The 17,929-nt window shown below is 64.2% G+C and carries 15 protein-coding genes and 2 pseudogenes; 11 read left to right on the forward strand and 6 right to left on the reverse strand.

Annotated features, from left to right (window positions below; genetic code table 11):
- Positions 1-161: 161 nt before the first annotated feature.
- The 11 genes from glnT to Q8K09_RS19865 all read left to right on the forward strand — a co-directional run bounded on the left by glnT (position 162) and on the right by Q8K09_RS19865 (position 11,756).
- Entirely contained in the window at positions 162-1,496 is a 1,335-nt protein-coding gene (gene glnT / locus Q8K09_RS19815) for a type III glutamate--ammonia ligase (protein ID WP_305256713.1), read from the forward strand.
- A 161-nt stretch (positions 1,497-1,657) separates the two neighbouring features.
- Positions 1,658-2,563 (forward strand): glutamine amidotransferase family protein, encoded by a 906-nt coding sequence (locus Q8K09_RS19820; RefSeq protein WP_305256715.1) that lies wholly within the window; start codon positions 1,658-1,660, stop codon positions 2,561-2,563.
- 12 nt (positions 2,564-2,575) lie between these two features.
- On the forward strand, positions 2,576-3,259 hold the full coding sequence (locus Q8K09_RS19825; RefSeq protein WP_305256716.1) for a protein glxC: 684 nt from the start codon (positions 2,576-2,578) through the stop codon (positions 3,257-3,259).
- A 10-nt stretch (positions 3,260-3,269) separates the two neighbouring features.
- Positions 3,270-4,598, forward strand: coding sequence for an FMN-binding glutamate synthase family protein (locus tag Q8K09_RS19830; protein WP_305256717.1), 1,329 nt, complete (start codon positions 3,270-3,272; stop codon positions 4,596-4,598).
- Between the two features lies 1 nt (position 4,599).
- Positions 4,600-5,499 (forward strand): bifunctional methylenetetrahydrofolate dehydrogenase/methenyltetrahydrofolate cyclohydrolase FolD, encoded by a 900-nt coding sequence (gene folD / locus Q8K09_RS19835; RefSeq protein ID WP_305256718.1) that lies wholly within the window; start codon positions 4,600-4,602, stop codon positions 5,497-5,499.
- A 39-nt stretch (positions 5,500-5,538) separates the two neighbouring features.
- Positions 5,539-6,855, forward strand: a complete 1,317-nt coding sequence (locus Q8K09_RS19840; RefSeq protein ID WP_305256782.1) for an ammonium transporter — start codon at positions 5,539-5,541, stop codon at positions 6,853-6,855.
- A gap of 579 nt (positions 6,856-7,434) precedes the next feature.
- Complete coding sequence (locus Q8K09_RS19845; RefSeq protein WP_305256719.1) at positions 7,435-7,995, forward strand: dimethylamine monooxygenase subunit DmmA family protein; 561 nt, start codon at positions 7,435-7,437, stop codon at positions 7,993-7,995.
- Complete coding sequence (locus Q8K09_RS19850; protein WP_305256720.1) at positions 7,992-8,936, forward strand: PDR/VanB family oxidoreductase; 945 nt, start codon at positions 7,992-7,994, stop codon at positions 8,934-8,936. The genes Q8K09_RS19845 and Q8K09_RS19850 overlap by 4 nt, the downstream gene beginning before the upstream one ends.
- A gap of 9 nt (positions 8,937-8,945) precedes the next feature.
- Positions 8,946-9,971: a DUF3445 domain-containing protein gene (locus Q8K09_RS19855; protein ID WP_305256721.1), complete on the forward strand. Its 1,026-nt coding sequence runs from the start codon at positions 8,946-8,948 to the stop codon at positions 9,969-9,971.
- Between the two features lie 57 nt (positions 9,972-10,028).
- Complete coding sequence (locus tag Q8K09_RS19860; RefSeq protein WP_305256722.1) at positions 10,029-11,162, forward strand: aminomethyltransferase family protein; 1,134 nt, start codon at positions 10,029-10,031, stop codon at positions 11,160-11,162.
- Positions 11,163-11,408: 246 nt separating this feature from the next.
- On the forward strand, positions 11,409-11,756 hold the full coding sequence (locus Q8K09_RS19865; RefSeq protein WP_305256723.1) for a multidrug efflux SMR transporter: 348 nt from the start codon (positions 11,409-11,411) through the stop codon (positions 11,754-11,756).
- A gap of 91 nt (positions 11,757-11,847) precedes the next feature.
- Here the strand turns inward: Q8K09_RS19865 and Q8K09_RS19870 are convergent, their stop codons facing one another.
- The 6 genes and pseudogenes from Q8K09_RS19870 to Q8K09_RS19895 form a co-directional block, all read right to left on the reverse strand.
- Positions 11,848-12,501, reverse strand: a complete 654-nt coding sequence (locus tag Q8K09_RS19870; RefSeq protein WP_305256724.1) for a B3/4 domain-containing protein — start codon at positions 12,499-12,501, stop codon at positions 11,848-11,850.
- A 47-nt stretch (positions 12,502-12,548) separates the two neighbouring features.
- Positions 12,549-12,722 (reverse strand): hypothetical protein, encoded by a 174-nt coding sequence (locus tag Q8K09_RS19875; RefSeq protein WP_305256725.1) that lies wholly within the window; start codon positions 12,720-12,722, stop codon positions 12,549-12,551.
- 54 nt (positions 12,723-12,776) lie between these two features.
- Positions 12,777-14,153, reverse strand: coding sequence for an ammonium transporter (locus Q8K09_RS19880; RefSeq protein ID WP_305256726.1), 1,377 nt, complete (start codon positions 14,151-14,153; stop codon positions 12,777-12,779).
- A 254-nt stretch (positions 14,154-14,407) separates the two neighbouring features.
- Positions 14,408-14,677: pseudogene (locus tag Q8K09_RS19885) on the reverse strand (methyl-accepting chemotaxis protein); the annotation flags it as partial.
- Positions 14,660-15,388: pseudogene (locus tag Q8K09_RS19890) on the reverse strand (PAS domain-containing protein); the annotation flags it as partial. The pseudogenes Q8K09_RS19890 and Q8K09_RS19885, both read right to left, overlap by 18 nt.
- 90 nt (positions 15,389-15,478) lie before the next feature.
- On the reverse strand, positions 15,479-17,824 hold the full coding sequence (locus Q8K09_RS19895) for a DUF1989 domain-containing protein (protein WP_305256727.1): 2,346 nt from the start codon (positions 17,822-17,824) through the stop codon (positions 15,479-15,481).
- Positions 17,825-17,929: the final 105 nt, after the last annotated feature.

Below are 17,929 nucleotides of genomic sequence, written 5' to 3' on the forward strand. Positions count from 1 at the left end.
ATATTCCGCACATGAAAACATTTTTCCCCTGTGAATAGAAGTAACCCACGTTTTTGCTGGTGTTGCGACCTGTTTGGGTCAGGTTGGCAAGTTGTTTGCATTTCTTTTGGGGAAAGTAAAATTCCTACGCGGAATATATAGCGACCCACAGGAGGCAGGCCATGTTGCCTAGCGAAACTCAGCGAATCATCGATCAGCACGCTATCAAATATGTGCTGGCCCAGTTTGTCGACATTCATGGTGCAGCCAAAACCAAGTCGGTGCCGATCAGCGGTCTGCAAGCGGTGGCCGAGGCTGGCGCCGGCTTTGCCGGTTTTGCCATCTGGGGCATGGGCATGCAGCCCCATGGGCCGGACTTCATGGCCCGCGGCGATCTATCAACCCTGATCCCGGTGCCCTGGCAGCCGGGCTACGGGCGGGTGGTGTGTGTGGGGCATGTGAATGGCCAGCCGCATCCGTATGACAGTCGTTACGTGCTGCAGCAACAAGTGCAGCGCCTGAGCGATCGCGGCTGGACCCTGAACACCGGCCTGGAGCCTGAGTTCAGCCTGTTTCGCCGCGATGCCGACGGTAAGCTCAAGCCGGTGGATGCCAGCGACAAGCTGGAGAAGCCTTGCTACGACTACAAGGGTTTGTCGCGTTCTCGCGAATTTCTCGAACGCCTGACCGAGTCTCTGCAACCGGTCGGCTTCGACATCTACCAGATCGATCACGAGGACGCTTGCGGCCAGTTCGAGATCAACTACACCTACAGCGATGCGCTGGAGTCGGCCGACCGTTTCACCTTCTTCCGCATGGCTGCCGGCGAGATCGCCAACGACCTGGGCATGATCTGCTCGTTCATGCCCAAGCCGGACCCCAAGCGCGCCGGCAATGGCATGCATTTCCACCTGTCGATCGCCAGCGCCACCAACAAGAACCTGTTCTTTGATGCCAGCGACCCGAGCGGCATGGGCCTGTCGAAGATGGCCTATCACTTCCTCGCCGGTTTGCTCGCACACGGTCCGGCGCTGTGCGCCTTTGCCGCGCCGACGGTGAACTCCTACAAGCGCCTGGTGGTGGGTCGCTCGTTGTCCGGCTCGACCTGGGCACCGGCCTTTATCGCCTATGGCGACAACAACCGCTCGGCGATGCTGCGCATTCCCTACGGGCGTATCGAGTTCCGCCTGCCGGATGCCGGTTGCAACCCTTACCTGGTCAGCGCCGCGATTATCGCTGCCGGCCTGGATGGCATCGACCGCCAGCTCGATCCGGGCAAGGCCTGCAACGAAAACCTCTACAGCCTGAGCCTGGAAGAGATCGCCGCGCGCGGCATTCAGACCCTGCCGCAGAGCCTCAAGGAAGCGTGCGATGCGCTGGAGGCCGATCCGCTGTTTGGCGAGGTGCTCGGCCCGCAGATCGTCGACGAGTTCATCAAGCTCAAGCGCATGGAATGGGTCGAGTACAGCCGCCACGTCAGCGACTGGGAAATTGATCGTTACACCGAGTTTTTCTGAACCCCGCGCCAGTGGGCGCACGAACCCGTAGGAGCCAGTGTGCTGGCGATCATCCGGAAGCTGCCGGCGCATCGCCAGCAGGGACTGGGCGTCTCCCTGGCTCCTACCAGAGTTGAATGTCGTCCGCATGGCGGCGACACGAACAAGCAGGAGTAGCAAACATGTGTGGAATCGTAGGTCTGTACCTGAAGAACCCGGCGCTGGAGTCCCAGCTCGGCAAACTCTTCGAACCCATGCTGCTGGCCATGACCGATCGCGGTCCGGACAGCGCCGGCTTCGCCATCTACGGCGATGAAGTGCGCGATGGCTGGATCAAGCTGACCCTGCAGAGCGCCAGCAACGACTATGACTGGAAAGCCCTGATGGGCGCGCTGGAAGGTCGCCTGGGCTGCTCGCTGGACTGGTTCCAGAACGCCAGTGCCGCAGTGCTGAAGACCAATGCCGGCGAAGTTGCGGTGCGCGCCGCGCTGATTGAACTGGCGCCTGGCGTGCGGGTGATGAGCGTCGGCCAGAGCATCGAGATCCTCAAGGGCATGGGCCTGCCGGCAGAAATCTCCCAGCGTTTCTCGCTGGCCAAGATGCAGGGCAGCCACATCATCGGCCACACCCGCATGGCCACCGAAAGCGCGGTGACCATGGAAGGCAGCCACCCGTTTTCCACCGGCATGGACCTGTGCCTGGTGCATAACGGCTCGCTGTCCAACCACTTCCGCCTGCGCCAGGAACTGCGCCGCCACGGTATCGAGTTCGAGACCGACAACGACACCGAAGTGGCCGCCGGCTACCTGACCTGGCGCCTGCGCGAAGGTGACAGCCTCAAGGAAGCGCTGGACCACGCCCTGGAAGACCTCGATGGCTTCTTCACCTTCGCCATCGGCACCCGTGACGGCTTCGCGGTGATCCGCGATCCGATCGCCTGCAAACCGGCAATTCTGGCCGAAACCGACGACTACGTGGCCATGGCGTCCGAGTACCAGGCGCTGGCCAGTCTGCCGGGTATCGAGAACGCCAGGGTCTGGGAGCCGGAGCCGGCCACCATGTACATCTGGGAACGCAAGTCCGCCTGAGGAGCGCACACAATGAAAACCATCGACCTTTCCAGCGCCAGCGTGCGCGATTTCAATCAGGCGCTGCACGACCAGGCCAAGCAGCTCGACGAGCGCGAGTGGCTGGTTAGCAACAGCGCCGGCAAGCACAACCTGGCCGTGGGCGTGAACCAGGCCCTCGACATCGTCATTCAGGGCCACGCCGGCTATTACTGCGCCGGGATGAACCAGCAGGCCACCATCACCGTGCACGGCAACGTCGGGGTCGGCGTGGCGGAAAACATGATGTCCGGCAGCGTACGGATCAAGGGCAGCGCCTCCCAGGCCGCTGGTGCCACCGCCCATGGCGGCCTGCTGGTAATCGAAGGCGATGCCGGCGCGCGTTGCGGCATCTCGATGAAGGGCGTCGACATCGTGGTCGGCGGCAGCATCGGCCACATGAGCTGTTTCATGGGCCAGGCTGGCCGGCTGGTGGTCTGCGGCGATGCCGGCGACGCCCTCGGCGATTCGCTCTACGAGACGCGCATCTACGTCAAGGGCACGGTCAAGTCGCTGGGTTCGGATTGCATCGAGAAGGAGATGCGTGCCGAGCACCTCACGGAGCTTGCCGAGTTGCTCGACCTGGCCGGCTTCGACGCCGATCCGGCGAGCTTCAAGCGCTACGGCTCGGCCCGCCAGTTGTACAACTTCAAAGTCGATAACGCGTCCGCGTACTGAGGATCACACCATGAGCGATAAAACCCCACCGGTGCTGCGCGAATCCGCCACCTTCGACCGTCTGACCATTCAGGAAATCCAGCGCGCCGCGGAAACCGGCATCTACGACATCCGCGGCGGTGGCACCAAGCGCAAGGTGCCGCATTTCGATGACTTGCTGCTGCTCGGCGCCTCCATGTCGCGCTACCCGCTGGAAGGCTACCGCGAGAAGTGCGGCACCGATGTGATCCTCGGCAATCGCTTCGCCAAGAAGCCGATCCACCTGAAAATCCCGGTGACCATTGCCGGCATGAGTTTCGGCGCACTCTCGGCCAACGCTAAGGAAGCCTTGGGCCGCGGCGCGACCATCGCCGGCACCAGCACCACCACCGGCGACGGCGGCATGACCCCGGAGGAACGCGGTCAGTCGCAGCATCTGGTCTATCAATACCTGCCGTCGCGTTACGGCATGAACCCGGACGACCTGCGCAAGGCCGACGCCATCGAGATCGTCCTCGGTCAGGGCGCCAAACCGGGCGGTGGCGGCATGCTGCTGGGCATGAAGGTTACCGAGCGGGTGGCCGGCATGCGCACCCTGCCGGTCGGCGTCGACCAGCGCAGCGCCTGCCGTCACCCGGACTGGACCGGCCCGGATGACCTGGCGATCAAGATCGCCGAGATCCGTGAGATCACCGACTGGGAAAAACCGATCTACGTGAAGATCGGCGCCAGTCGCCCGTATTACGACGTCAAGCTGGCGGTCAAGGCGGGCGCCGATGTGATCGTGCTCGACGGCATGCAGGGCGGCACCGCGGCGACCCAGGAAGTGTTTATCGAGCACGTCGGCATCCCGATTCTCTGCGCCATTCCGCAAGCCGTGCAGGCGCTGCAGGAGATGGACATGCACCGCAAGGTACAACTGATCGTCTCCGGTGGTATCCGCACCGGCGCCGACGTGGCCAAGGCCATGGCCATGGGCGCGGATGCGGTGGCGATTGGCACCGCGGCACTGATTGCTCTCGGCGACAACCACCCGCGCCTGGATGAAGAACTGAAGAAAATCGGTTCCGCTGCCGGCTTCTACGACGACTGGCAGAACGGCCAGGACCCAGCCGGCATCACCACCCAGGACCCGGAGCTGGCCAAGCGCCTGGATCCGATCGAGGGCGGCCGTCGCCTGGCCAACTACCTGCGCGTGCTGGTGCTGGAGGCACAGACCATGGCCCGTGCCTGCGGCAAGTCGCACCTGCTTAACCTCGATCCCGAGGATCTGGTGGCACTGACCGTCGAGTCCGCGGCCATGGCCCGCGTGCCATTGGCCGGTACCCGCTGGGTGCCGGGCCAGGGGCAGGGTTACTAGCATGCAAGCGACCAGCGTTGAGCGTCCGGTAGAACACACCAGTGCGCGCCTGCTCGATGGTCGCGGCCTGGCGCTGCAGGTGCGCGCCAGGGTGGCCGCCGAGGTCGCCGAGCACATTGCCCATGGCGGCAAGGTGCCCGGCCTGGCCGTGGTGCTGGTCGGTGCGGATCCGGCGTCGCAGGTTTATGTGCAGCACAAGATCACGGCCTGTGAGGAGGCGGGTATTCGCTCCTTCAGCCATCGTCTGTGCGCACAGACCTCGGAAGCCGAGCTGTTGGCACTGCTCGACCGGCTCAATGCCGATCCGCAGGTGCACGGGATTCTCGTGCAGCTGCCGCTGCCCGCGCAGATCAACGTGCAGCGCGTGCTGGCGCGGATTCAGCCGGGCAAGGACGTCGACGGTTTCCACCCGGAAAACCTCGGGCGTCTGGCGGCCGGCTTCCCGGCATTGCGCCCCTGTACGCCGAAAGGCTGTATGCGTCTGCTCGGCAGTGCGCAGATCGACTGCCGCGGCAAGCTGGCGGTGGTGATCGGTGCCTCGACCATTGTCGGTCGGCCGATGGCGCTTGAGCTGTTGCACGCCGAGGCGACCGTGGTGGTGGCGCACAAGAACACCCGCGATCTGCCGAATCTGGTGCGTCAGGCCGACATCCTGGTGGTCGCCACCGGGGTGCCGGGGTTGGTCAAGGGCGAGTGGATCAAGCCCGGCGCAGTGGTGCTGGATGTCGGCATCAACCGCCTGGCCGACGGCACGCTGACCGGCGATGTGTGCTTTGCCGAGGCGCGCACCCGCGCCAGCTGGATTACCCCGGTGCCCGGTGGCGTCGGCCCAATGACCATTGCCTGCTTGTTGGAAAACACCCTGGAAGCAGCGCAGAACGGCTGCTTTGCCGCTGTTTAGGGCCTTTGTTCGGGCCACAGATTAAGGAGCTTGCCGATGTTGATCAATAGAGTTGCGCGCGCCTGGGGCGGTGTCTTGGCCCTGATGTTGTGCGCCCCGCTGGCGCTGGCGGATGAGGCCGCGCTGGATACCGGCGTGACTGCCTGGATGATGACCGCCACCGTGCTGGTGATCTGTATGTGCCTGCCCGGTCTGGCGTTGTTTTACGGTGGCATGCTGCGGGCCAAGAACATGCTGTCGGTGTTCACCCAATGCCTGGGCGCCGCCGGAGTGATCGGTGTGTTGTGGGTGCTGTATGGCTACAGCCTGGTGATCGACACCACCGGCATGGTCGCGGGCGAGTACAACGTCAGCAGCTTTGTCGGCGGTTTGGAGCGGGCGATGCTCGCCGGCCTGCAGGCCGACAGCCTGGTGCTGGGCATGCCGGAGGGGGTGTTTATTACCTTCCAACTGAGCTTCGCGATCATCACCCCGATGCTGATCGCCGGGGCGTTTGCCGAACGCATGAAGTTCACCGCGGCGCTGCTGTTCATGGCGCTGTGGTTCACCTTCGTTTACGCGCCTATGGCCCATATGGTCTGGGGCGGGCCGGGCGCCCTGATGCACAACTGGGGCGTGCTCGACTTTGCTGGCGGCACGGCGGTGCACATCAATGCCGGGGTGGCTGCGTTGGCGGCCTGCATCATGCTCGGCAAGCGCAAGGGTTACCCGCACGTGGCGATGAAGCCGCATAACCTGCCGCTCGCGCTGACCGGTGCGGCGTTGCTGTGGGTGGGCTGGTTCGGCTTCAACGTCGGCTCGGTGGCGGGTGTCGGCGAGTTGTCCGGCGTGGTCATGCTCGCCACCCAGCTGGGTGCCTGCGCCGGGATTGTCGGCTGGATGCTGGTCGAGGTGATCAAGACCGGTCGCGCCAGTGCCTTGGGCCTGGCGTCCGGGGCGCTGTCCGGCCTGGTGGCGATCACCCCGGCCTGCGCCTATGTCGGCCCTGGCGGTGCGCTGGCCATCGGCTTTATCAGCGGCATCCTGTGCTTCTTCGCGGTCACCCAGCTCAAGCAACGCCTGGGCTACGACGACAGCATCGATGTATTCGGCCTGCACGGGATCGGCGGCATCGTCGGCGCCATCCTTACCGGGGTGTTCTGCTCGCCGTCGCTGGGTGGTTACGTCGAAGGCAGCGAAATGCTGCCCCAGGTCTGGGCGCAGACCAAAAGCGTGCTGTTCACTTTCGTCTACTGCTTCGGTATCAGCTGGCTGATTCTCAAGCTGCTCGACCTGAGCATAGGCCTACGGGTGACCCCGGAGGAGGAGGAAATGGGGCTCGATCTGGCCGAGCACAACGAGCGGGCATACAGCTAGTCTGGTGTTTCACGCTGTTTGAAACACACAAGGCCAGTGTCCATATGCGGTTAGTGGCGATCATAAGCATCATCAAGAATGCACCGCTGCATTGGCTCGGCTTCGCCACCGAGTCGCCTGGATTCGCGGCCAAGGCCGCTCCCACAGGTTTTGCGTCAGGCGCGATCTTTGTGGGAGGGGTCTCGACCGCGAACGAAGTAGGCCGCGGCTTCGTGGCGATCATAGGTTTCATCAACAACGCACCACTGCACTAGCAAGCAGTGCGACGGGCAACCAACGCCGGGCTTTTGCCCGGCGTTTTGCGTTGTATGCGGCACCTGGCCGATTCCTCCGGCTGCGCCGTTACGGCGCGGGGCGCAGTGCTGTGACCGGCTTTTGTGCAGGATTTTTCTATGGTGGTAGGCGCTGCGACCCGCCGTGCAGCAATCTTGAAAATCTAACCCTTGTAAATCAGCTAGTTAAAAATTTATGGCACATTCCATGCTTTCTTTTAAGGAACAAATTGTTCCTGCTGGGAATTAATCTGCAGGCGAATTGCTTCTCCATAGATGAACAGGCGCGCTGCACAGGAGGCTTTTCATGAGTACGCAAGCGGTACAACCGCTGTTCAGTACACCGGTCTACCAACGCCAGCCGCATGAGCTGCCGGCGACCCGGCGGCTGCTGGTCAGCCAGACCCTCGAGCATGCCGAGGTCGATGCGCTGCGCGCGGCCTTGCAGGCCCATGCCGAACCCTTGCAGGTGCTGGCGCTGGGCGACAGCCGCGGGGCGGGCGAGGGCGGTGAGCTGTTCGCTGCGCAGGAGGCACTCGAGCACCAGTTGCGGGCGCTGCTGCGCGCCGCACCGGTCGGCACCCGCCTGTACCTGTGTGGCGATGAATCGTTTATCTGGCAGTGCTGCGCGATCGCGCGCCAGGCCGGGCTGCAAGGCGAGGAGGTCGAGCTGTTCCGCCTTGGTGCGCGGCGCCGGTTGTACTGCGTGCATTGCTTCACCCTGCAGGACATCGCCGACGAGGCCGAGGTGGCCTGCGCGTGCTGCGGCGTGCACTTGCTGGTGCGTGCGCACTTTTCCCAGCGACTCGGCGCCTACATGGGCGTTTGCGTCGATCCAGACAACCTGCATGGGGAGGCCCGGCCATGAGTGCAGCGATTGAAGTGCGGGTTGCCGCCGTGCGCCAACTGACCCCGGTGGTGCGTGAATTCACCTTCGAACCGGTGCAGGGACAGTTGCCCGGGTTCTCCTCCGGCAGTCATGTGGTGGTGCACATGCCGCTCGGCGAGCGCAGCCTGCGCAACGCCTATTCGTTGCTCAGTGACCCAGCCGACCGCCAGCGCTACCGCATCGCCGTGCGCCTGCAGGACGAGTCGCGCGGCGGCTCGCGCTTCATGCATGAGCAGGTCAAGGCGGGCGATCGCTTGCAGCTGTCGCCGCCGGCCAACCTGTTCGCACCGAGTTCGCTGGCGCGTCACCACCTGCTGATTGCCGGCGGTATCGGCATCACCCCGTTTCTCTCCTATTTGCCGGAACTGCAGGGCCGCGCCGCCAGCTTCAGCCTGCACTACGCGTTCCGTGGCGGCCTCACCGATGCCTACCTGGACAGCCTGCGAGTCAGCCTGGGGGCACGACTGCACAGCTATGACGCCGAGGCCGGCAGCTTTCTCGACCTCGCCGCGCTGCTCGGCGACCAGCCGTTGGGCAGCCACGTTTACGTGTGTGGCCCGGCGAGCCTGATCGCTGCTGTGCGCGAGCAGGCAGCAAGACTCGGCTGGCCGGCCAGCCGCGTGCACTGGGAGGTGTTCGCCTCGCCCGAGCCTGGCCAGCCATTTGTCGCGCAGCTGGCGCGCAGTGGCCGGGCAATAGAGGTGGGCAGCGATTTCAGCCTGCTCGAAGCCCTCGAACAGGCCGGTGTCGAGGTGCCTAGCCTGTGTCGCGGCGGGGTCTGCGGCCAATGTGCAACCGCCTACCTGGACGGTGCCGTGGAGCACCGCGACGCCTTCCTGTCTGCTGCCGAGCGCAGCACCACCCTCATGCCTTGTGTCTCGCGTGGCCTTTGCGGCAGCGCGCTGTTGCTCGACCTTTAGGAGTTCACCATGCCTGTCACTTTCAAGCCGCTGGAAAGTTACCGCGACGATTTCAGCTACCGCAACAGTGCGGAGGCGATTCGCCGCTTTCCCTTTCCGTTCCCGGAAGACAGCTACATGTACTCGGTGAATATCGAACCGGCCACGCCGCGTGAGCCGGGCTCGATCTTCGCCCACTGGTTCGACATCGACGAGCACTACCTGTCCGAGATGGCCGAGCGTGGCATCGTGCTGGAGAAGGACCCCGAGCGTTGCCTGGTGATGCCGCACATGGCGCCGGCCGCCTGGGACACCCTGGAAATGCTGATGACCCACCTGGCGGCCGACTACCCCGAGCACTTCGAATTGCAGCGCGATGGCGACCAGTGGCTGTGGATCAACCGCCCGCTGGGCATTGAACAGCGCTTCACCTTTGGCGACGCCAGCACCTTGCCGTGCGAACCGCTGGAGTACATCACCCGCCAGGCCCAGGGTGATTTCGCTTTGCTCGATCAGCGCGACGGTAACCTGTTCATGGACGCCGGCATGGTCACCTGCCCGGCCGACTGGTCGATCAAGTTCGACGCCGGCATGAGCTTTACCCAGTGGCATGCGCCGGTGCCCATGGCCCACCAGCTGGGCGTGTTCGAACGGGCGCTGAAGTACCTGCTGAACATCCAGGTCGATCACCCGGTGCGTCGCCTGAACTGGACCATGACCATCAACCCGCGCATGGACACCTCCGCCGAGACCTTCCATGAGTGGGGGCATGAGCGCAGCCAGGTCACCGCGGCAAATGTCGCGAGCATGGTTCATCTGCGCGTCGAGCTGCAGTTCATGCCGCGCCTGCCGCGCAGCAATGCGTTGCTGTTCGGCATCCGCACCTACCTGATCAGCCTCGAACAGTTGGCCAGCAATCCAGCCTGGGCCTGCCGCCTGCATCGTGTGTTGCGCGACCTGCCCGACGCCATCGCCGACTACAAGGGCCTGACCCTCTACCGGCAGACCGTGGTCGACTGGCTCAGCCAGTACGACCCCGAAGTCGTCGCCGCCTGATTCGTCTGGCGCGCGGCCAACGGGCGGCGCGCCTCCACACTGTCAAAGGAGAACTACATGGCCAATTCCTGGCGCATTTCCGCCCTTGCCGAACGGCATCGGGCACTCGGTTCCACGCTTGAAGACTGGAACGGCATGGGCACCGCCTGGACCTACACCGCAGTCGACCTGGCCGATGCCCATGAAGCGATCCGCACCCGCGCCGGCCTGATGGACGTGTCCGGGCTGCGCAAGGTGCATTACGTCGGCCCGCATGCCGAGTCCCTGCTGGAGTACGCCACCAGCCGCGATATTTCCAAGGTCTATCCGGGCAAGTCGGTGTACGCCACCCTGCTCAACGAAGCCGGTAAGTTCGTCGATGACTGCGTGATCTACCGCACCGGGCCGAACGCTTTCATGGTGGTGCACGGTGCCGGCAACGGCTACGAGATGCTGGTGCGCTGGGCCCAGGGTCGGCAGGTGGCGATCCTGTTCGACGACGACCTGCACGACCTCTCGCTGCAGGGCCCGCTGGCGGTGGATTTCCTCGCCGAGCATGTGCCGGGCATCCGCGACCTGGCGTACTTTCATCATGTGCAGACCAAGCTGTTCGGCTGCCCGGTGATGATTTCGCGCACCGGTTATACCGGCGAGCGTGGCTATGAAATCTTCTGCAAGGCCGCCGATGCGCCGCTGATCTGGGACAGCATTCTCGACCAGGGCAAGGCGCTGGGCATCATCCCTTGTCCGTTCACCGCGCTGGACTGGCTGCGGGTGGAAAGCTCGCTGCTGTTCTTCCCCTACGACAACTCGGAGAAGTACCCCTTCGCCGACCAGCCAGCCGGCGACACCCTGTGGGAGCTGGGCCTGGACTTCACCGTATCGCCAACCAAGAGCGAATTCCGCGGCGGCCTGGAGCATGCGCGGCTGAAGGGCAAGGAGCGCCTGAGGATTTTCGGCGTCCTGCTCGACGGCGATCAGGCCGCTGCCGAGGGCGACAGCCTGTGGGCCGACGGCAAGCAGGTGGGGGTGATCACCTGCGCCATGTATTCGCGTCTGACCGGTAAATCCATGGCCATCGCGCGCCTGGATGTGACCTACGCCGAGCAGGGTTGCGCGCTGCAGGTGCAAGGCAGCCTGCAGGTCGGTGCGATTGCCCACACGCTGCCGTTCGATGATCCAGAGAAAACCAAACGCACCGCCAAGGGTTAGTGCCTGGAAAAACCGCTCGCCGATGGCGGCCGCCTCTGGGCGTGCGCTTGCGGCAGACGGTTTTTTTGTAGCCCGGAGGAAATCCGGGGGACGTCGGCGGGCTGAAAAATCGCTCCCGGATTGCCTCCGGGCTACGCGCGGGGAGCCTGGCTTACGGCAAGCACCCCGAGATGGTCATTCAATCGATGGGTGCGCTGCCGTTATGGCCGGCGCATTGCCGCGCACACGGATTACTCGGGAGTCGATATGTTCAGTGGATTCAGCAGTGGTTGGGGTTTTTTGCTTTGCGCCGGCATCAGCGAGATCTGCTATGCCGCGATCATTCCGCGCACGCAAGGTTTCACCCGGCTGTGGCCGAGCCTGTATTGCGCGGTGTTCATCATCATCAGCCTGTATCTGCTGTCGCTGGCCATGCGCACATTGCCGGTGGGCACCGCGTACGCGGTGTGGGTGGGGATAGGCGCGGTGGGGACGGCGATCTACGGCATCGCGGTTCTCAACGAACCGGCGCACCTGGCGCGGCTGGCCTGCCTGGCTCTGATCGTCGCTGGGGTCATTGGTCTTAAATTGGTGAGTGTCAGCACGCCGCTCTAGGCGCGCCCAGCCTGAGGCTTATCGCCGCGCAACAGGTGGCAACCAGGCGCCCTTCGCGGGCGCTTTCGGCGTGGCTGATTATGTCGGTGGTTCAGGCTACGCGGCTGAGGTTGCTGGCGCAGCAGTGCATCAGGTCGGCCTTGAGGTCGCGGGCAACCTGCTGCAGGTACTCAGGCTCGGTGCCTGGGTGGCCCTGGACGATGAACAGTACGGTGCTGCTGTCCGGGGTCAGGGCGGTGGCAGCGCACTGGCGATATTCCATGCGACACAGCACCTGTCCGCGGGCATCGATGTAGGCGTATTCGCCGTTGGGCAGTATCTGGCTGGTGGCGCTGCCAAGGCCATGAAATGGCTCGCTGCCCTGGGTCAGGGTCAGGCTTACCGGCAGGTGCAGGCGTTGCAGGTCATGCGCCCCGATCGACAGGCCGCTGTTCAGCGACCACTGGTTGTAGAGCTCGACAATCGGCGCAATCGAACGCAACGCGCCCTTGCGCAGGTAGTGGTCGAGCAGGGCCTGGGGCGAGGCGGGGAAGCGCTTGGGTGAGCGGCCCATGCGCACCCGTAAAGCATTGAAACCCTCCATCTGGCGCAGGCTGTGCTGAATGTCGAAGAGGCCGCGCAGGCGCGTCAGGCTGTTCTTCAGTGCGCTGCTGTAATGTTGGTTGTCCAGTGCGTGCAGGCTGAAGGCGATGGCTTGCAAGCCCAGGTTGGCTGGGGTGTTGAGACGAAATACGGGGTTGAACATGGCAAATTCCAGGCGGGCCGGCACCCGCGGGTGCCGGCCGGTTGAGGTTACTTCTTGGTCATGGGGCTGTTGTAGCTGTGCTTCTCGTGGCGGATGGTGACCCAGATGGCGACTACCGTCACGGCAACTGCCACCAGCATAATCACGGCGAGTACGGCGGGTTTGTCGGCGAAGGTGAAGATACTGCTGGCACCTTCCCAACTGCTGATCGGACTGCTCATGGCATTTCTCCTAGGTAGCGTGCGCGGTGGCTTGAGCACCGCGCACAAAGGGCATCAGATGGCTTTTGCTGTGGCGGCGACCACGGTCGCACTGCTGGCAGAATCGCCGCTGATGTAAGTCGTGCTGGCGCCGGTAAGCGCCCACTCCGGGTAGGCTTGGGCGGGTACTTCGGTAAGATCCAGGCCGCGTTCTTCGGCGTGTGCCGGGACGCGCAGAACGCCCGCTTTCTTCATTGCCAGGGAGATCAGGTAGCCCGGGATGAAGCCCAGCAGAGCCAGCACCACGGCGCCGCCAGCCTGCCCGAGGAAGTTCACCGGCGGCACGCCTTCAGCCATGTTCGGGTAGCCGGCCAGGAAGATCCCGCTGATCACGAGACCGGCGAAACCACCGAAGCCGTGCACCGCAAAGGCGCCGACGGCGTCGTCGATCTGCTGCTTGACCAGGAACTTGTGCACCAGTGGCGCGGCTGCGGCTACGCCCATGCCGATCACGTAGGCCAGCGGCGGGTAGTAGACGTCGAGACCCGGTGCGACCGAGACGATGCCGATCAGCCCGCCGGACATCATCCAGAAGGGTTCGCGGGTAGTCAGGTAGGCACCGATCAAACCACCGGCGAAGCCCATCAGGGTGTTGAAGGCGAAGGCCGAGAGGTTGGTCGGCTGGCCGTAGATGTTGGTCCACTGACCGCCGACGTTGTAGATGATGCAGCCGCCGAGGAAGCCGAAGAAGCCGACGATCACCAGCATCAGGCCGATTACGCTCATCGGCATGCTGTGGCCGACGATGGGGTTGGCGCTGCCGTTCGCGTTGAAACGGCCGATGCGTGCGCCGACGTTGATGACCACGCCGAGGGTGAAGAAACCGGCGATGGTGTGTACGCAGCCGGCGGCGCCGACGTCATGGAAGCCCCATTGGGTGGTCAGCCAGCCGCTCGGGTGCCAGCTCCAGGCTGCGCCGAGAATCCACACGCCGGAACCGAGAATGATTGCCAGAATAATGAAGGCGCTCATGCGTGTGCGCTCGATAAGCGCCCCGGACATGATCGAGGCTGTCGTGGCGGCGAACAGCGCGAACGCACCCCAGAAGATCCCGGTGGCGTTGTCCTCGACGTTCGGGCCCATAGCTCCGCTCCACGGCAGGCTTGCCGCAGCGGCTTCCATGTCGAGGGTGAAGCCAGCGGAGAAGCCGTTGTAAATGAACCAGCCGAAAAAGAAGAAGGTGGGCACGATAAAGGCGAACGCGAGGATGTTTTTCACCCCGGCAGTCAGCACGTTTTTCAGACGCGAGGCGCCGATCTCATAGGACAGAAAACCGGCGTGGATGATCATCATCAGCGCGATACACCACCAATAGAAGATTTCCATATTGATGGTGCCGGACATCTGCACGAGCGCGTTTAGCTCTTCCAGTGTGGGAGTTGCCTGTTCCATTACTAAGTCCTCGATGCAATTTTAGGAATGCGTTTTATTCGGCAGATCGAGAGGTGAAGGCATGCCCTAAGGGCTTTTTTTATTTACCGTGAGTTATAAAAAGTTCTCACTGAGAATTAGCAAAGCTTGTGCCATCTATGCTTTTCCATGCGTAACAACGGCTTATTGCAAGGTTGCTGCAGATGCTTACGGCAACGTTGCCCCGTTTCTGTTCGTTGCCGCCCGTGTGCGCCTGATCTTGGGGCTCAGTCGCGCTGCTGCAGCATGTTCTGGATCTGCTGCACCGACTCCTGGGTGCGCCGCGCCAGGTTGCGTACCTCATCGGCGACCACGGCGAAACCGCGACCCTGTTCGCCGGCACGGGCCGCTTCGATTGCCGCATTCAGTGCCAGCAGGTTGGTCTGGTCGGCGACGCCCTTGATCGCTCCGGCCACTTTGGCGATCTGCCCGTAGGTGTTCTGGATGCTGCTCTGCTCGCGTTCGCGCAGGGCGTCGGCGGCTTTCTCATCGCTGATGTCGCGCACTGCGCCGATCACCCGCACCAGCACGCCATTGGCATCGCGCAGGCAGCGCCCGCGCTCGCGGTACCAGGTTTCGCCGCGGGTCTTGTGGCGCATGCGGTACTCGACGACATACGCCGGTTGGCCCTTGGGGTCGGCGATGTAGTCGCCGAACACCTGCATGACAGTCTTCAGGTCGGTGGGGTTGACCACGGTAAAGAAGCTGTCCCAGCCATCGGCGAACTCCGCCTGGTTGTAGCCGATCAGGTGGCGAAACTGCTCGGACCAGCGGATCAGGTTCTTTGGGTGGTCGGCGTCGCCATTGACCACGCGCAGGTCCCAGCAACCTTCGGTGAGGGTTTGCTTGGTCAGCTCCCAGGCCTGTTCGTCCTGCTGCCAGCTCAACTGGCGAGCGGCGTTGCTGGCCAGTTCGGCGTGGCACTGTTGCAGTTGTTCGTCGAGTTGCCGGGTTTGCCGCTCGGTCGTGGCCAGTTGCTGGAGCAGTTGTTGATAGTCCGCAGGGCTGCAGGGCGGCGCTGGCGTGGCCTGGGCCTTGCGCTGCAGATGCAGCTGTTCCTGCCAGCGCTGCGTCAACTGCTCGAAGAAGCCGAGCAGCTCAGGGTGGCGCTGCAGGTTGGAATGACTGCTGATCTGCGCCGGCTGTTCGGCCAGCAGTTGGCGCAACAGCGCGCTGAGGTCACTGGCCAGCTCCTTGGACTTGTCTTTGAACCACATTGGCCACTTCTCCTCGCTGTGGTGAGATTTTTTTCACAAGCGTTGGGCGCTACAGCAGATGGCTAGCAATTATTCGGCCAGCTGCTGCGCTCAGCTGCGCACCCGGGTTTTCTCCGGGTCGTAGGCGCTGGTGCTGCTGCCCACCGTCGCGCCGAGGCGTTTCTGCTGACCGTCGAGTTTGCCGATTTCCACCCGGGTGCCTGGCTCGCAGTAGCCGATATCCAGTCGGCACAGGGCGATGTTCCGGCCCAGCAGCGGTGAGCGGGTAGCGCTGGTGATCACCCCGACCTGGGCCCGGCCGACACGCACGCAATCGCCGTGGTGCGCCTGCTCGTTGCCATCCAGCTGCAGGCTGACCAGTTTGCGTTGCGGGTTGGCGCTGCGCCGCAGCAGGGCCTCGCGGCCGATAAAGTCATCCTGCTTGGATTTCAGCGGGACGCAGAAGCCGATGCCGGCCTCGAACGGATCGGTCTGGTCGCAGAACTCGTAGCCGGCGAAGATCAGCCCGGCTTCGATGCGCAGGCTGTCCAGCGCCTCCAGCCCCAGCGGCACCAGGCCGAGCGGCTCACCCAGTTGCCAGAGGCGCTTCCAGACCTGCATCGCATCGTCCGGGTGGCACCAGATCTCGTAGCCCAGCTCGCCGGTGTAGCCGGTGCGCGAGACCATCAGCGGGCAGCCGTTGTAGTCGTCGAGGCGGCCGTTGAGGAAGCGGAACCAGCCCAGCTCGGTCAGTGCTGGCTGGGTGGCCGGGGTCCAGATCATCTGGCTCAGCAGTTCGCGGCTTTTCGGCCCCTGCACGGCGATGTTGTGGATCTGCTCGGAGGCCGACTTGATCCACACCTTCATGCCGAGTTTTTCCGCCTGCTCGCGCAGCCAGACGCCGGCGTAGTCTTCGCCGCAGATCCAGCGGAAGGCATCCGGGCCGAGGCGCAACAGGGTGCCGTCGTCTAGCATGCCGCCGTGCTCATAGCACATTGCCGAGTAGACCACCTGGCCGACCGCCAGCTTGCGCACATCGCGGGTCAGGCAGTAGTTGAGCAGCGCCTCGGCGTCCGGGCCAAGCACCTCGAATTTGCGCAGCGCGCAGAGGTCCATGACCGCCACGCGTTCGCGGCAGCCGTGGTACTCCTCGATGGCGCCGAAGCCGTGGTAATGGGTGGGCGTCCACCAGCCGCGGTAGTCGATGAAATTGCTGGTAAGGGCCGAGGTACCGGGATGAAAGGCGCTTTCGCGGGTCAATACCGGGTCGGCATCGGGCGTTTTTCGGGTGGCCATGGCGATACTGAAACGCTCCTTTGCGCTGTACACACGGATGTGGATGTCGGTGGGTTGCCAGCCGTTGGCCGGGTCGATGTCGTCCGGGCACGCGCTGCTGGCGCAGACCAGGTCGGTCATGGCGCGCAGCAGTACGTAGTCGCCGGGGCGCGACCAGGGCTCGTCGAAGGTCAACTGCTGATGGGCGTCCACCGCGCTGTTGAAGAAGAAGTTGATCGCCGACCAGCCGGGCCGTGGGGCGACCCCATGGCTGGCGAGGGCGTGGCTGAGGTTGTCGCTGCAGTTGGCGTGGCCGAAGTAGCCCTGGCTCTCGTAATAGCGGGCGGCGCAGGCCAGGCCGAAGGTGTCGTGGCGGCCGACGGTGTCGCGCACCACCTCAAGCATCGGCTGCAGGTTGCGGTCGAAGAATTTGCTGAACAGCCCCGGTCCCGGATAGGCGCTGCCATTCAGGGTGCGGGTGACAGTCGGGTCGAGGTCGATCTCGCGCCCGTTATCCAGACCGCGACGGTCCAGGGCGACGAAGTCCGAACACTGGCGGCCGGCGACGTCGAGCACTTGGATATATTGGCCAGCGCCGACCAGGTAGTCGCGGGCGGTGCCGGGCCGCAGGGTAAATTCGTCGACCACCTCGCCGAGTGGCGCGGGCAGTGGCGGCGCCAGCACGCTGCGCGGGTTGGCGCGCCGAATCAGCAGCTGCAACTCACTGGCGCGGGCCTGGCTGTCCACCGGGCTAGCGCCGCCGGGCGCGGCAACCAGCACCACCAGGGCGGCACTGGCGTCGAGTCTGCGGCTGTATCCCGCGGGTGACTGGGCGGCCCAGAGCGTGGCGGCATCCGGCAGGTGGCGGCAATCAATGGCCTGGCGACTCAGGCCCAGGCGCATGTGCGCCGATGCGCTGCTGCCGTTGGCCAGCAGCGCGGCAATGAAGCGCGCATCCGGATTGCCGCTCAGGCCGAGGGCGCCCAGGGCGCTGCGGCCCTGGTTGTCGAAGGCCAGCAGCTCGGCATGTTGGTCGCCCTCTACGTCGATCACGTCCAGGCAATCGCCTGGCTCCAGGGCGACCACGGTCAGCCCGCCAGGGGCCACGCGGTGGCGTTCGAGTGTCGGCGCACGGGCGAACAGCGCCGGCTCAAGTGGCCGGCTGATCACGGGTTGCAGCATGAAATAGCTCCGCAAGGCTGAGTTGGTGCAGGGCGAGGGCCGCCCGGGTGGCGGCCTCATGGTTGTTGTCGGAGCCAGGGGGGCGCCTAGTCCTTGCTGGCGATC

The sequence above is a fragment of the Pseudomonas sp. genome, from assembly GCF_030683065.1.
In the GTDB taxonomy this organism is placed as follows: domain Bacteria; phylum Pseudomonadota; class Gammaproteobacteria; order Pseudomonadales; family Pseudomonadaceae; genus Aquipseudomonas.

What these genes read in the sequence shown, in the direction of transcription:
- glnT (WP_305256713.1), top strand. Translation starts at nt 162, where the DNA reads ATGTTGCCTAGCGAAACTCAGCGAATCATCGATCAGCACGCTATCAAA.
- Q8K09_RS19820 (WP_305256715.1), top strand. Translation starts at nt 1,658, where the DNA reads ATGTGTGGAATCGTAGGTCTGTACCTGAAGAACCCGGCGCTGGAGTCC.
- Q8K09_RS19825 (WP_305256716.1), top strand. Translation starts at nt 2,576, where the DNA reads ATGAAAACCATCGACCTTTCCAGCGCCAGCGTGCGCGATTTCAATCAG.
- Q8K09_RS19830 (WP_305256717.1), top strand. Translation starts at nt 3,270, where the DNA reads ATGAGCGATAAAACCCCACCGGTGCTGCGCGAATCCGCCACCTTCGAC.
- folD (WP_305256718.1), top strand. Translation starts at nt 4,600, where the DNA reads ATGCAAGCGACCAGCGTTGAGCGTCCGGTAGAACACACCAGTGCGCGC.
- Q8K09_RS19845 (WP_305256719.1), top strand. Translation starts at nt 7,435, where the DNA reads ATGAGTACGCAAGCGGTACAACCGCTGTTCAGTACACCGGTCTACCAA.
- Q8K09_RS19850 (WP_305256720.1), top strand. Translation starts at nt 7,992, where the DNA reads ATGAGTGCAGCGATTGAAGTGCGGGTTGCCGCCGTGCGCCAACTGACC.
- Q8K09_RS19855 (WP_305256721.1), top strand. Translation starts at nt 8,946, where the DNA reads ATGCCTGTCACTTTCAAGCCGCTGGAAAGTTACCGCGACGATTTCAGC.
- Q8K09_RS19860 (WP_305256722.1), top strand. Translation starts at nt 10,029, where the DNA reads ATGGCCAATTCCTGGCGCATTTCCGCCCTTGCCGAACGGCATCGGGCA.
- Q8K09_RS19865 (WP_305256723.1), top strand. Translation starts at nt 11,409, where the DNA reads ATGTTCAGTGGATTCAGCAGTGGTTGGGGTTTTTTGCTTTGCGCCGGC.
- Q8K09_RS19870 (WP_305256724.1), bottom strand. Translation starts at nt 12,501, where the DNA reads ATGTTCAACCCCGTATTTCGTCTCAACACCCCAGCCAACCTGGGCTTG.
- Q8K09_RS19875 (WP_305256725.1), bottom strand. Translation starts at nt 12,722, where the DNA reads ATGAGCAGTCCGATCAGCAGTTGGGAAGGTGCCAGCAGTATCTTCACC.
- Q8K09_RS19880 (WP_305256726.1), bottom strand. Translation starts at nt 14,153, where the DNA reads ATGGAACAGGCAACTCCCACACTGGAAGAGCTAAACGCGCTCGTGCAG.
- Q8K09_RS19895 (WP_305256727.1), bottom strand. Translation starts at nt 17,824, where the DNA reads ATGCTGCAACCCGTGATCAGCCGGCCACTTGAGCCGGCGCTGTTCGCC.